The following is a 13,115-nucleotide window of genomic DNA, read 5'->3' as shown; positions in this document are numbered from 1 at the left end:
AACAGATGCCACTGAACGGCCCATCCCGCCGCTCGGTACTCGCCGCAGGCGCCGCGACCGCCGCTGTCGCCGCCACCAGCACCCTCGCCGCCGCACCCGCGGCCCACGCCGCACCGACCCTGCCGAACGGGACCAGCAACGACAAGGTCCTCGTCATCGGCATGGACGGACTGCGCCACGACCGCATCGACGCGGCGAACGCGCCGCATCTCAAGTCGATGATGGCGAACGGGACATACGGACTGTCCCTGCTCTACGCGTACCCGATGGCCGCCACGTCCTCCGGCCCCGGCTGGTCGACGATCTCCACCGGAGTGTGGCCCGACAAGCACGGCGTCAAGGACAACTCCTTCGCGGGCAAGAACTACGCCCGGTACCCGGGCTTCCTGGCCCGTCTCGCACAGATCCGGCCCGAGCTCTCCACCTACGCCGCCGTCGACTGGAAGCCGCTGGACAGCCAGGGCACCGTCACCGCGGGCGCCGACGCCAAGCTGGTGCTCGACGGTGACGCCGACGGCTACCCGGGACACGACGCCACCATCGCCGCCGAGGTCGAGTCGATCCTGCGCGGCCAGAACCCGGACGTGCTCTTCGTCTACTTCGGCAACACCGATGTGGTCGCGCACGCAGGCGGCACCGGACAGAAATACCTCGACGCCATCGCCGTCCAGGACGGCTATCTCGGCAGGCTCTGGGCCGCGATCAAGGCCCGCCCGTCGTACGCCACCGAGCGCTGGACCGTGATCGTCGCCACCGACCACGGCCATCTGAACGCGGGCGGCCACGGCGGCAGCTCCATCGAGGAGCGCCGGACCTTCGTCCTCGCGCAGGGCCCCGGCATCGCCGCCGGCGCCCGGCCCGTCGACACCCGGCTGGTGGACGTCGCGGCCACCGTGTTCAAGCAGCTCGGCATCGTGCCCGACCCGGCCTGGGGCCTGGACGGAAAGCCCGTCCAGGAGCGGTCGGGCGACGCCTTCGACGCGCTCGCGGGATCGCTGTCCGGGCGCGTCGACGAGACCGGCATCCCGGCCGGCGTCCTCGGCTTCACGCACACCGCGCCGAGCGGCTGGTCCGTCATCAACAGCGCGATGGGCACCGGCGGCATGACCGAGTGGCGCGGCTGGTCCTTCGCCACCGACGAGTTCTGGTCCCGGGCCCAGCGCGACCAGTGGCGCGAGCTCAACGTCCGGGCGCGCGGTGTCTTCGCGGTCGCCGACTCCGACGAGTGGGACGACAAGGCGAACTCCGGCCCGTACGACTCGACGCTGGTCTCGCCCGCGTACGGCGTCAGCGGCAGGAGCACGGTCAGGCTCGACTTCACCACCCTCTACCGCCACGAGGGCAGCCAGACCGCGCAGGTGCTTGCCTCCTTCAACGGCGGTACGCCCACCGTCGTCAAGAGCTACACCGCGGACGTCGTCTCCCAGCCGCAGTCGCTGAGCGTCGCCGTCCCGGCCGGTGCTTCCAGCGTGAGCTTCCGGTTCCGTTACACCGGGGCGAACAACTGGTACTGGGTGATCGACGGGGTCAAGGTCACGGCTTCCTGACTACGCTGGGGTGCGCCGGTACACAGTCGTGGCGGCGCACCCCAGCACCCCAGCACCTCCGCACACAGCAGGAGTACGCCCGATGGCAGAGCGCAAGCCGATCGAGTCCTGGCTCACCGACATGGACGGTGTCCTCATTCACGAAGGGGTCCCGATCCCCGGCGCCGATGCCTTCATCAAGAAGCTGCGGGAGACCGGCAAGCCGTTCCTGGTCCTCACCAACAACTCCATCTACACCGCCCGCGACCTGCACGCCCGGCTCGCGCGCATGGGCCTTGACGTGCCCGTGGAGAACATCTGGACCTCCGCGCTGGCCACCGCGCAGTTCCTGGACGACCAGCGCCCCGGCGGCACCGCGTATGTCATAGGCGAGGCCGGACTGACCACCGCGCTGCACGACATCGGCTATGTGCTGACCGACCACGAGCCGGACTATGTCGTGCTCGGCGAGACCCGTACGTACAGCTTCGAGGCGCTCACCAAGGCGATCCGGCTGATCAACGAGGGCGCGCGGTTCATCGGCACCAACCCGGACGAGACCGGTCCCAGCCCGGAGGGCCCGCTGCCCGCCACCGGCTCGGTCGCCGCGCTGATCACCAAGGCCACCGGCAAGGCCCCGTACTTCGCGGGCAAGCCGAACCCGCTGATGATGCGGACCGGGCTGAACGCGATCGGCGCGCACTCCGAGACCAGCGCGATGATCGGCGACCGGATGGACACGGACGTGCTGGCGGGTCTGGAAGCGGGCATGCAGACGTTTCTGGTGCTCACCGGGCTGACGACGCCGGCCGATGTCGACCGCTATCCGTTCCGTCCTTCGAAGGTCGTCGACTCGATCGCGGATCTCGTCGACCGCATCTGAGCGTCACCCTCCGCCTCCTAACTCACCGTATTCGGGCACGTCAGAGGCCCGTACGGACCACCCGCCCGCTCCTGCGGATGCGAAAACCCGCCGGGCGCGTGAATCTTTCGGTATCAGGAGGTTCACGATGCGTTCAGGGTTGATTGCTCTCCGTGCTGCAGGGGTGGCCGCCGTTCTGGTCCTGGCGGCCCCCGCCACGCAGACCGCGTACGCCACGGACTCCGTGGAGGTCACGGTCGTCCCGGCCGGTGTCGCCCCAGGCGGCGAGGTGGAGATCCAGGTCCAGGGCTGCAAAGGAACTACGGGCGCCGTCACGTCCCGGGCCTTCGTCGCCGAAACGGAGCTCGCGGTGAGCAGCCGCGGCAGCCGGCTGTCCGGCGAGACGACGGTGAAGTCCAGCGTCACCATCGGCACGTACGAGGTGAGCGTCAGCTGCGACGGCCGCGACCACGCGGGAACCGGCAGCTTCAAGGTCGTCAAGCAGCAGCCGGACGAGCAGCCGACGCCGGTCGCCCCGGTCCGCGCGGGCGGCGGCGGCACGGCGGCGCTCGCCGTGGCGCGCGATGACGACCCGGCGGACCACGCGGGCCCCGGTACCCCGCACACCGTGGTCGGCCTGGTCCTCGCGGGCGTGGCGGCGGTCGCCGTGGCGCTGCGCACCTCGCGCCGCCGCCGGACGGGTGCTGAGTGACATGTCCTCCGCCGAACGCTCGGCGGGCACCGGCCGGCTGTTCACCGGAGTGGCCTGGGCGGTGCTCCTGCTGGGGCTGTGGCTCTGGGGCCGCGAGGTCACCGCGGGCCCCGGCGGCAACTCAGCCCCCACGACCGGAGACGTGGCGGCCGTCGGACGCCCGCTGGGTGTGCCGATGCCACCCGCGCACGACCCGCTGGAGCCCGCCAGGCCGGACCGTGTGGAGATACCGTCCATAGGCATCGCGGCGCCGGTCGTCCCGCGCGGCCTGGATGCGATGGGTGCGGTGGACCCGCCGCCGTACGCGATGCCGCAGGCGGTCGGCTGGTACGACAAGGGCGCCCAGCCCGGCGCTCCGGGCGCGTCCCTCCTCGTGGGCCATGTCGACACCGAGACGAAGCCGGCCGTCTTCTACGACCTGAGCGCGGCCCGCCCCGGCGAGAAGATCCGGGTGGCACGGGCGGACGGCTCGGTGGCGGAGTTCACCATCGACGACGTCAGGGTCTTCACCCGCGAACGCTTCGATCCTGCGGAGGTCTATGGGCCGCGGCAGGACGGGCGGGCGGAGCTGCGGCTGATCACGTGCGGCGGGAACTTCGACCGGGCGACGCGTACGTACGACGCGAATGTGGTGGTTTCCGCGTACCTGACGGCAGTCCGTCGCTGACGGCACTGGTCCCTGACAGCGGTCCGTCCCTGATGGCAGTACGTCTCTGTCACCTGGCCCGGCCGACAACCCTCCCCCGCCTCGCCGGGGGACCCCCCGTCCCAGAGCCGCCGGCCGAGCCGGTCCTCGACCGCGTGGGCTCGGGCTGCGGGAGTAGCCCGGCGTCCTTACGGGAGGGCTCGGTTGGTCCGGATGCCGCCACTGTAGAACCGGTCAACGGGCCCGGCCTAGTGGCGGGTGACGCCATGTCCCGAAGTCGCCGGGGTGTGCCAGGATGGATTCGACCGGTCTTGTCCGGGAGGGGACGCTCAGGAACGGCCACGGATCAGCACGGAGTAGTACGCCCAAGGGGGAGTGGATGTACGGGAGTTGGGTCGGGCGTGCCGGTTTTGGCGTGGTCGCGGCGCTGCTGCTCGCAGGATGTTCCGGCGACGGCGAGGACAAGAACAAGACACCGGCCGTGAGCCAGCAGCCCAAGGAGATCGACCCGTACTGGGTCAATCCCGACGGCAACGCGGCCCGGCAGGTCGCCGAGTACCAGAAGGACGGCGACGACAAGAACGCCGAGCTGATCCGGAAGATCGCCGCGCAGCCCGTCGGCGAGTGGATCGGCCCGGACAATCCGGAGGACGAGGCCAAGGGCTTCACCGAGGCGGCCGCCAAGGCCGACCGGGACGCGCTGCTGGTGCTCTACAACATCCCGCACCGCGACTGCGGGCAGTTCTCCAAGGGCGGCGCGGCCGACGGCGACGCGTATCGCGGCTGGGTCGACAAGGTCGCCAAGGGCATCGGCGAGCGCCGGGCGACGGTGATCCTGGAGCCGGACGCGATTTTGCATCTGGTGGACAGCTGCACGCCGCAGGAGTTCCACGAGGAGCGGTTCGACCTTCTCAAGGGTGCGGTCGAGCGGCTGAAGCAGCAGCCGAACACCAAGGTGTACCTGGACGCCGGCAACGCGGGCTGGTCGCAGCCGGACGCGCTCTTCGACCCGCTCAAGCGGGCCGGCGTCGACCTGGCGGACGGCTTCTCCGTCAATGTCTCCAACTTCTATCCGACCGCCGCGAGCAAGGACTTCGGCAAGAAGCTCTCGGAGAAGGTCGGCGGCAAGCACTTCGTCGTCGACACCAGCCGCAACGGCAACGGCCCCTACACCGAGGGCCAGGACACCTGGTGCAATCCACCGGGCAGGGCGCTCGGCGAGGAGCCGACGACGAAGACGGGCGATCCGCTGGTCGACGCGTATCTGTGGGTCAAGCGGCCGGGGGAGTCGGACGGCCAGTGCCGCGGGGGCCCGCAGGCCGGCCAGTGGTGGCCGGAGTACGCACTGGGCCTCGCAGGCAACACCAAGTAGCGCGCGGGGCACCCCTGCCGGGGTGCCCCGAGGCGACCGCTACGGGACCTCGACCCACACGCCTTCGGACGGCGTCCCCTTGTCGTCCGTGACAAAGAGCATGTACCAGCCCGACGGCACCAGCGCCCGGTTCTCCGGCACCGTGACCTCGATGCCGTCCGCCGTCTTCGTGACGTCCAGCGCGATCGTGCGCTGGTCCGTGTCGGTGACATGCGTGACCGCGCTCGGCCGGATCAGCTTCGCCGTCTTCACCGGGCCGCCGCCCGTCTTCACCTTGAACGTGCCGCTGTCGCCCCGCTCGATCGACTTCGGCCCGTCGGTCACCTGCGGCTTGGAGTCCCGGTACAGATACGGCGGCGTGTAGATCTCGATGCGCTGCTCGAAGACGCCCGGCCTGGTGTTGGCCTTGTCCGAGAACAGCGAGTCCGAGCCGAAGATCATGACCCGGCCGTCCGGCAGCAGCAGCGAGCCCGAGTGGTAGTTCCGCCCGACCTGAGGGTCCGCGACCCGCTTGTACGTGCCGGTCTTCGGGTCGTACGTACGCGCCTGGAGGACATTGGAGCCGCCCCGGCCCCGGTAGTCCGACGAACCGCCGGTGACCAGGATGGAGTCGTCCGGCAGCAGTGAGGCGCTCGGATAGCGCGTGCCCTTCTCCAGTGCGGCGCCGTCCTTGAAGCGGGGCTCGTCCTCCTTGAGGTCCACGAGACGGGACTTCTCGCTGGCCTTCTCGGACTCGCCGACCCCGCCGCCGCCGATCACCATGAACCGCTGGTCCTGGGCGGGCGGCAGCATCACCGTCGCGGACGTCTCCATCTGGTCGGGGTCGCTGAGCCCGGGGATCTTGTCGAACTTGTTGGTCTTCAGATCCCAGACGCCCGGCTCACGGCCGACATTGGCGGGCCCGTACCCGGCGTTCGAGCCGGAGTAGAAGAGCTTGCCGTTGTCCATCAGGAAGATCGCCGGATAGGTCGGGAACTTCCGGATGATTCCGGTGTACTTCCACGTCTTGGTCTTCGGGTTGTAGATCTCGTCCTTGCCGGGCACGATCTGCCCGATCTCGTCGAGACCGGAGAGCGAGAGGACCTTGCCGTCCTTGAGCGTGGTGAGCGTCGGGTACCAGCGGGCCTCGTTCATCGGGTCGACGGTTATGTACTTCTCCGCCACCGGATCGAACTCGTAGGCCTCCTTGATGCCCTGGAAGTCCTTCTTGTCGAGCGCGAGCTTCTGCGCGATGCCGTAGACGTTGCGGGCGTCGGAGCCGGTGAGGCCCTGCACCCGGTAGTTGTCCTCGGTGCCGGTCTCGTGCGCCTTGCCGGACGCCTCGGCCTCGACGTAGATCCGGCCGAGGCCCGCCTCGGTCCGCAGGAACTTCCCCGTCGCCGGGTCGAAGACCTTCTTCGCCTTCTCCACCAGGACCGGGTCCTTGGAGACGAAGGTCTTGCCGTTCTCCTTGCCGGTGAACTTGGTTCCCGCGGGCAGGGTCTTGGGCTCGTCCGGGTCCTCGTTGTGCACGATCATCAGGCCGCCGGCCTTGGTGACATCGCCCTTGAGCTTCTCGTACCGCTTGGTGCCGCCGGCGATCAGCAGCTTTCCGTCGGGCAGTTGGGTGTGCCCGGCGCAGAACATGTCCTTGGGCGTGGCGATCTTCTTGAAGTCGCCCGTCTTCGGATCCCACAGCACGGACTCGAACTTCTTCGCGTCGAAGTTCTTCTGGTTGTTGCCGGAACCGGCGATCAGCAGCACCTTGCCGGTGTGCAGCAACGCGGCGTGAATGGCGTTGATGCGGTACTCCGCCGGGACGTCGAGATAGTCCCAGTGGCCGTTCTCCGCTTTGTACTCCGGCTTGTTGATCGTGTAGTCGTGGTACTTCTCCGAGCCGAAGCGCCACAGCGCCGGCCCGTTGAACCCGGCCACCGTGACGACCACCGCCGCGCCGATCGCTATGCGACGGGCGCGGTTCTTCCGGTGGTTCGGCCGGACGGGCAGCGTGCTCATTTCTTACGTCCCCCAAGGGCGATCTGCATGGTCTGTTCGGCGGTCTGTTCGGCGGCGGACCCCGGCCGCTGCTGCGGTACCTGGCCCGCGGAGTACTCGGCGGGCGGCTCCCCGCCGTCGCGGCGCCGCTTGCCGTTCCCCTTGGCTGCCTTCTTCTCGGCGCGCATCCCGTGCCGCCAGGCGAAGATGGGCGCCGCGGTGATCAGCAGGGCCAGCGAGGCCCAGACGATCATCGCCGGGTGGTTGTGCCCGAAGTAGAAGGACGAGCCCAGCGATCCGCCGAAGACGAGGATGAAGAAGAGGTGGATCCGGAAGGTGCCGAAGAGGGTGTCCGGGCTGGACGAGTCTCCCTTGGGAGTCACCACGAACTTGCTCTTGCGGCGCAGTGCGGCGTCCATCAGCGAGCGTGCGTAGATCGGTGCGGAGAGCGCGGACATCACCATGCCGGCCAGTCCGCCGGAGCCCTCGGGCTCGTGCGGCGAGACATTGTGGCGGCGGTTCCAGATGTAGAGGCCGATCTGGAGCGCCGAGGCGTTGCCGTACAGCATCATCCAGATCGCCGGGTCGATCTGCACACCCGAGGCGCCCATGCCCAGGAACAGCGCGCAACTGAGCGCCGCGAGGATCCAGTTGAGGGCGGACATCGGGTAGAAGATGATCATCATCGTGTAGTTGAAGAGCTTGCCCGGAGGCAGCGAGTAGAAGCCCTTCCAGTACTGCTTGAGGATCGTCTCGTACGTGCCCCGGGACCAGCGCAGCTGCTGGGTGAAGAAGTCGGTCCAGGCGGTCGGGCCCTCGCCGACGGCCAGCACGTCCGGGGTGTAGACGGAGCGCCACTTGTTGCCCGAGCGGGGGTTGCGCGCGCGGTGCATCTCGAAGCCGGTGGCCATGTCCTCGGTGATCGAGTCGTACAGGCCGCCGATCTGCTTGATGGCGCTGATCCGCACGGCGTTGGAGGTGCCGACGAACATCGGCGCGCCGTAGCGGTTGCCGGCCCGCTGGATCAGCGCGTGGAAGAGGAACTGCTGCGACTCGGCTGCCTTGGTGACGAAGGTGTCGTAGTTGCCGTACACCTGGGGGCCGATGACAAATCCCACGTCGGGGTCGCGGAAGTAGCCGAGCATCCGCTCCAGGTAGTTGGGCAGCGGGACGTGGTCGGTGTCGACGGAGGCGAAGAAGTCGTAGTTGTCGCCGTGCGCCTGGAGCCAGGCGTTGTAGTTGCCGTGCTTGGTCTTGGCGCGGTGCGGGCCCTTGGCCTGGTTCCACTGCGCGACGCCCTTGCGCGAGAAGTGCCGCACGCCGAGCCGGGCGCAGACCTCCTTGACGGCCGGGTCGTCGCCCTCGTCGAGCAGCCAGACGTGCATCAGCCCGCGGTGCCGGATCTTCACCGCGGCCTCCAGGGTCTTCGTCACCATCTCCAGGGGCTCCTTGCCCGGTACGAAGGAGGTGAGGAAGGCGACCTTGGTTCCGGACTCGGGGACCACGGGCACGGGGTCGCGGGCCACCAGCGTGGCGTGCGCGTTCGACAGCACATTCATCGTGCGGAAGAGCTCGATCAGACCGATCGAGACGAGCATGACGATGTCGAGGATGAGCAGCGTGTCGTTCTTGAGGTTCGGGTCGCGCTCGGTCCAGTGCTGAGGCTGCATCAGCCAGGCGAACAGGCCCAGCGACAGCAGCGGCGCGGCGCAGAGCAGCAGGGCGGCCCGGATCCGGTGCGGCTCCTGCGAGAGCAGCGAGCGGTACTGCACCTTGTAGGGCTTCGTCGGGTCGGGCTGGGTGAGGGGGCCGGCAAGCCGGCTGTAGTGCTCGTAGTCGTACCGGGGCAGCGCTCTCCTGGGCCGGAACCGGTGGCCTCCGGTGCGCAGCTGCGCAGGCACCCGGAGCTGTGTCGTCCGGGACGGGTCGTTGGGCTCCCCGGCGCCGTTCGGCGTCGACGTCATGAGTCATCCCCCCGCACGCATGCTGGCTGCGTGTGATGTGGTCGGTCGTTCGTCCTGACTTCGGTCCCCCTCGACCTGCTGCCCTGGACGCATGAGTGGCAAGCCACTGTCTGCACAGACACGAAACAGACACCTGCCGGTTGCATGATGCCCGTTGCGTGTGTGACGTGTGAACGGGGCCCCCACCCTGCTCTCTCGCAACGGAACTATGCGTTCCACCTATCCCCAACTACCCTCAACTACGCTTAACGGACGCCCCATTGAGGACACTGGCGCAAGGACAGGTTCTACGACCCGTCTCATGATCGCAAGAGTGAAACGGGCTGTTAACCGGTCATATGCACGATTTGTAAAGGCTCTGTGGAGAGCGTCAGGCAAACCCGGATGGCTAAAAATCGCCGATACGGACGAGGCCCCCTCACCTGTGGTGAAGGGGCCTCGACTCTGCGTGCGCCGCCAGGGACTCGAACCCCGGACCCGCTGATTAAGAGTCAGCTGCTCTAACCAACTGAGCTAGCGGCGCCTGCTGACCTGGAGAACTTTACCGGACGGCCGATGGTGCTTCTGACCATTATCTGATCTTTCCGGCCTGTCGGATGGTCGTTTTTTACCTTTGATCCGTCAAAATGCGTTTCGTTGAGAAACGATCCTCAGGAGTGCGGAGGGCCACGGATGACGGTGCCGGTGTTCGAGGAGTACGAGCCCACCGCGGACTGCGACTGCCCGGGCTGCGCCCAGCAGCGCAGGGCGCTGGCCGCCGGCGGGCACCCGGCGGCCCACGGCTGCCGCCGGGCGCTGGTGCTGGTCACCGCGGCAGGCATGGTGCTGGGCGGTTCGGGCGCGGCGGCGGCGGCGGCGACCGGTCTCGCGCCGGGGCTGGCCCGCGGCATGGCCCGGGCCGGCGCATCCGTCGCCGATCCGGAGCCCGGGACTGAGCAGGGCGGGCGTGAGGCACTCCACGGCAGGCCGCTGCCCGGGCCCTCCGGCAAGCCCGCCGGCACTCCCGCCCCACTCCGCAAGACGACCCGGGCCGAGATCATCAACCGGGCCAAGAACTGGGTCGGCGCGAAGGTCCCGTACAGCATGGAGAAGTACTGGTCGGACGGGTACCGCCAGGACTGCTCCGGATATGTCTCCATGGCGTGGAACCTCGCGGGCAACGAGTGGACCGGAACGCTCGCGGACTACGGCACCAGGATCACGCGCGAGGAGCTGCAGCCCGGGGACATGCTGCTCTTCCACAACCCGGACAATCCGACGCGCGGCTCGCACGTCACGCTCTTCGGCGGCTGGACGGACTACACGCACACCTATTACGTCGCGTACGAGCAGACGAAGCCGTACGCCCGTGTGCAGGCCACGCCCATGGCGTACTGGAACAACTCCGACCGCTATGTGGCCTACCGCTACCGGGGCCTCAGCGGAGCCGTCACCGCCACCACGCCCGCCACCACGCCCGGCACGACGTCCGCCGACGCGTATCCGGGGCTGAAGTCCTTCGGGCCCGGCGCGAACAACAGGTACGTCACCCGGCTCGGCGAGCAGCTCGTCGCGCGCGGCGGCAAGCGCTTCTACGACAAGGGGCCGGGGCCCCAGTGGGGCGAGTCGGACCGGCGGGCGACCGAGGCGTTCCAGCTCGCGCAGGGCTGGCGCGGCACCGAGGCGGACGGGCTGCCGGGGCCGGAGACCTGGCGGCTGCTGGTGACCGGTGGCGGCAGGAGCATCGCGGCGACGGCCCCGACGGCCCCGACGGCCCCGACGGCCCCGACGGCCTCGACGGGTGCGACGGGTGCGACAGGTGCGACAGGTGCGACGGGGCCGGGCAGTGCGGGCGTGAAGGCGCCCAGGTACCCGGGACGCGGCGTCTTCCGGCCGGGCAGGTCCAGCGCGTCTGTGACCCAGCTCGGCAAGCAGCTGGTCAAGCGCGGCTTCGGCAAGTACTACAGGTCGGGCCCCGGGCCGCGCTGGAGCGAGGCGGACCGGCGCAATGTCCAGGCCTTCCAGCGTGCGCAGGGCTGGCGCGGCGCGGCGGCGGACGGCTATCCGGGACCGGAGACCTGGCGCCGCCTCTTCGCCTGACCCGCCCGACCCCAACAGACATCCCTACAGCCCGGATTCCCCTCCGTACGGAACGAACACACAGAGGTGGCAGCCATGAACACCACGACCTCGGAACCGGAGGGCGGCGTCCCGTCCGACGGGCCTCGGCACACTCCCGTGATCGCCCAGGAGGCGACCACCGAGATCCCGGTGCATCTCCTCTTCCGCGACGACGAGTCGCAGCCCGTCGCGCCGCCGATCGCGCTGCGCCCCGCCGTGGTGGCGCGCCGCCAGGGCACCGGCGAGCAGCCGAGGATCGCGGCGGGCGGGCGCAGGCCGACGGGTCTGCGGCCGGCCCTTGCCGTCACTCCCGTGCGGCCCGCGCCGCCCGCCGACCCGGAGCTGACCGAGCGGGCCGGGCCGGTGCTGCCCGGCTGGACCGGCGCGGTCGCCGGGGCGTGCGCGCTCGCCGGGATCGGCGCGGTGCTGTGGGGCGCCGGGGCCGTTCCGGCCATGGTGACCAAGCTGCTGGGACTGACCTCGTATCCGTACCACGGCATCGGTCTCGGCCTGTGGTGCGTGGTCGCGCTCGGTGTGACGCTGGCGCTCTTCGCGCTCGGCGGCCTCGGCCGCGGACAGGTCGGGCACGCGTGGGTGCTCACCCTCTTCGGCGAGTACCGCGGAACCGTGCGGCGTACGGGACTGGTGTGGATGAGCCCGCTGCTGCTGCGCCACCGGGTCGATGTGCGGCTGCGGCACTGGCGCAGCGAGCCGATGCCCGCGGTCGACGCGGACGGCACCGCCCTGCGAGTGGTCGTGCTGGTGGTGTGGCGCGTCAAGGACACGGTGCGGGCGGCGTTCGGCGTCGAGGACCACGAGGACTATCTGAGCGAGCAGGTCGAGTCCGCGATGGCGCGGGTGCTCTCCCAGCTGCCGGCCGATGCCTTCCACGAGGACGCGCCGACGCTGCGCAACGCGGAGGCCGTCGGGAACTCGCTGACGCGTCTGCTGGCGGTGGAGTGCGCGCCGGTGGGGATCGAGATCTTCTCGGCGCAGCCGACGGGGATCGAGTACGCGCCGGAGGTGGCGGCCGCGATGCAGCGGCGGCGGATCGCGGCGATCGACGCCAAGCACCGGGACAGCGTGCTCACTTCGGTGGTGGACGCGGTGGACGACACGGTCGGCCGGCTGACCGCGCGCGGTCTGATCGAGCTCGACGACTACGAGCGCAAGGCTCTGGTGAAGGACCTCACGATCGCGTTCTACGCGGGCCGCTCCGGGGCTGTGGAGGGTATGTGATTGGTCTGGACATGTTCAAGTTCCGTCAATACTCTGGGACTTGGTCTAGACCGGAACATGCGCCAACGCACGCGTGCAGCACGGCTCACAGAACACCCCCACGTTCTCCTGGAGCGAAGCATGCGCAAAAAGATAGGTGCGGCCCTGGTCGGCCTCGCCGTGGCGGGCAGCACCATGCTCGCCACCGGCAGCGCCAGCAGCCACGGCTACACCGAATCCCCCATCAGCCGCCAGAAGCTCTGTGCCAACGGAACAGTCACCAACTGCGGCCCCATCCAGTGGGAACCGCAGAGCGTCGAGGGCCCCAAGGGGTTCCCGGGCGCGGGTCCCGCCGACGGAACGATCTGCGCGGGCGGGCTCGGCCAGTTCGCGCAGCTCAATGATCCGCGCGGCGGAGCATGGCCCACCACCAAGGTCTCGTCGGGTCAGAACTACACCTTCTCGTGGCGGTTCACGGCCCGGCACCGGACGACCGACTTCAAGTACTTCATCACCAAGAACGGCTGGAACTCCAACCAGCCGCTGACCAGGGCCGCGCTCGACTCGCAGCCGTTCCTGACCGTTCCGTACGGTGGCAACCAGCCGCCGGAGACCCTCTCGCACTCGGGCAATCTCCCGTCGCGCTCGGGCCGGCATCTGATCCTGGCCGTATGGACCGTGCACGACACCGGCAATGCCTTCTACGCCTGCTCGGACGTTCAGTTCTGACCGTTCAGTTCT

10 protein-coding genes and 1 tRNA gene are annotated in these 13,115 nt (G+C 69.2%); 8 read left to right on the top strand and 3 right to left on the bottom strand.

Features of this window, described 5'->3' with window-relative positions; genetic code table 11:
* Positions 1-5 precede the first annotated feature (5 nt).
* The 5 genes from ACH4YL_RS22450 to ACH4YL_RS22430 all read left to right on the top strand — a co-directional run bounded on the left by ACH4YL_RS22450 (position 6) and on the right by ACH4YL_RS22430 (position 5,118).
* The gene (locus tag ACH4YL_RS22450; protein WP_398509180.1) at positions 6-1,547 is read left to right on the top strand and encodes an alkaline phosphatase family protein; all 1,542 of its coding nucleotides are present in this window, start codon (positions 6-8) and stop codon (positions 1,545-1,547) included.
* An 82-nt stretch (positions 1,548-1,629) separates the two neighbouring features.
* Complete coding sequence (locus ACH4YL_RS22445; RefSeq protein ID WP_398509179.1) at positions 1,630-2,409, top strand: HAD-IIA family hydrolase; 780 nt, start codon at positions 1,630-1,632, stop codon at positions 2,407-2,409.
* 163 nt (positions 2,410-2,572) lie between these two features.
* On the top strand, positions 2,573-3,100 hold the full coding sequence (locus ACH4YL_RS22440) for a hypothetical protein (RefSeq protein ID WP_398509178.1): 528 nt from the start codon (positions 2,573-2,575) through the stop codon (positions 3,098-3,100).
* 1 nt (position 3,101) lies between these two features.
* Entirely contained in the window at positions 3,102-3,767 is a 666-nt protein-coding gene (locus tag ACH4YL_RS22435) for a class F sortase (protein ID WP_398509177.1), read from the top strand.
* 358 nt (positions 3,768-4,125) lie between these two features.
* Positions 4,126-5,118, top strand: a complete 993-nt coding sequence (locus tag ACH4YL_RS22430; RefSeq protein WP_398509176.1) for a glycoside hydrolase family 6 protein — start codon at positions 4,126-4,128, stop codon at positions 5,116-5,118.
* 39 nt (positions 5,119-5,157) lie between these two features.
* On the opposite strand, the gene ACH4YL_RS22425 is transcribed toward ACH4YL_RS22430, so the two are convergent.
* The 3 genes from ACH4YL_RS22425 to ACH4YL_RS22415 form a co-directional block, all read right to left on the bottom strand.
* A complete protein-coding gene (locus ACH4YL_RS22425) occupies positions 5,158-7,113 on the bottom strand; it encodes a galactose oxidase-like domain-containing protein (RefSeq protein ID WP_398509175.1) in 1,956 nt (651 codons plus the stop codon).
* Positions 7,110-9,056 carry a glycosyltransferase family 2 protein gene (locus ACH4YL_RS22420; RefSeq protein WP_398509174.1) on the bottom strand — a complete coding sequence of 649 codons (1,947 nt, stop codon included), beginning with the start codon at positions 9,054-9,056 and terminating at the stop codon, positions 7,110-7,112. Before ACH4YL_RS22420 ends, ACH4YL_RS22425 begins: the two co-directional genes overlap by 4 nt.
* Positions 9,057-9,505: 449 nt before the next feature.
* Positions 9,506-9,579, bottom strand: a tRNA-Lys gene (locus ACH4YL_RS22415).
* 149 nt (positions 9,580-9,728) lie between these two features.
* On the opposite strand from ACH4YL_RS22415, the gene ACH4YL_RS22410 reads away from it, so the two are divergent.
* From ACH4YL_RS22410 to ACH4YL_RS22400, 3 genes are all read left to right on the top strand, one after another.
* Positions 9,729-11,135: a peptidoglycan-binding protein gene (locus ACH4YL_RS22410; protein ID WP_398509173.1), complete on the top strand. Its 1,407-nt coding sequence runs from the start codon at positions 9,729-9,731 to the stop codon at positions 11,133-11,135.
* A gap of 75 nt (positions 11,136-11,210) precedes the next feature.
* On the top strand, positions 11,211-12,395 hold the full coding sequence (locus tag ACH4YL_RS22405) for an SPFH domain-containing protein (RefSeq protein WP_398509172.1): 1,185 nt from the start codon (positions 11,211-11,213) through the stop codon (positions 12,393-12,395).
* A gap of 120 nt (positions 12,396-12,515) precedes the next feature.
* Positions 12,516-13,103 carry a lytic polysaccharide monooxygenase gene (locus tag ACH4YL_RS22400; protein ID WP_398509171.1) on the top strand — a complete coding sequence of 196 codons (588 nt, stop codon included), beginning with the start codon at positions 12,516-12,518 and terminating at the stop codon, positions 13,101-13,103.
* The last annotated feature ends 12 nt before the right edge of the window (positions 13,104-13,115 follow it).

Source organism: Streptomyces sp. NPDC020681, from assembly GCF_044334895.1.
Lineage (GTDB): Bacteria > Actinomycetota > Actinomycetes > Streptomycetales > Streptomycetaceae > Streptomyces.
Note: the sequence above shows the minus strand (reverse complement) of the source record. Positions and strands in the feature narration are given on the sequence as shown.

What these genes read in the sequence shown, in the direction of transcription:
- ACH4YL_RS22430 (WP_398509176.1), top strand. Translation starts at nt 4,126, where the DNA reads ATGTACGGGAGTTGGGTCGGGCGTGCCGGTTTTGGCGTGGTCGCGGCG.
- ACH4YL_RS22425 (WP_398509175.1), bottom strand. Translation starts at nt 7,113, where the DNA reads ATGAGCACGCTGCCCGTCCGGCCGAACCACCGGAAGAACCGCGCCCGT.
- ACH4YL_RS22400 (WP_398509171.1), top strand. Translation starts at nt 12,516, where the DNA reads ATGCGCAAAAAGATAGGTGCGGCCCTGGTCGGCCTCGCCGTGGCGGGC.
- ACH4YL_RS22450 (WP_398509180.1), top strand. Translation starts at nt 6, where the DNA reads ATGCCACTGAACGGCCCATCCCGCCGCTCGGTACTCGCCGCAGGCGCC.
- ACH4YL_RS22420 (WP_398509174.1), bottom strand. Translation starts at nt 9,056, where the DNA reads ATGACGTCGACGCCGAACGGCGCCGGGGAGCCCAACGACCCGTCCCGG.
- ACH4YL_RS22445 (WP_398509179.1), top strand. Translation starts at nt 1,630, where the DNA reads ATGGCAGAGCGCAAGCCGATCGAGTCCTGGCTCACCGACATGGACGGT.
- ACH4YL_RS22410 (WP_398509173.1), top strand. Translation starts at nt 9,729, where the DNA reads ATGACGGTGCCGGTGTTCGAGGAGTACGAGCCCACCGCGGACTGCGAC.
- ACH4YL_RS22405 (WP_398509172.1), top strand. Translation starts at nt 11,211, where the DNA reads ATGAACACCACGACCTCGGAACCGGAGGGCGGCGTCCCGTCCGACGGG.
- ACH4YL_RS22435 (WP_398509177.1), top strand. Translation starts at nt 3,102, where the DNA reads ATGTCCTCCGCCGAACGCTCGGCGGGCACCGGCCGGCTGTTCACCGGA.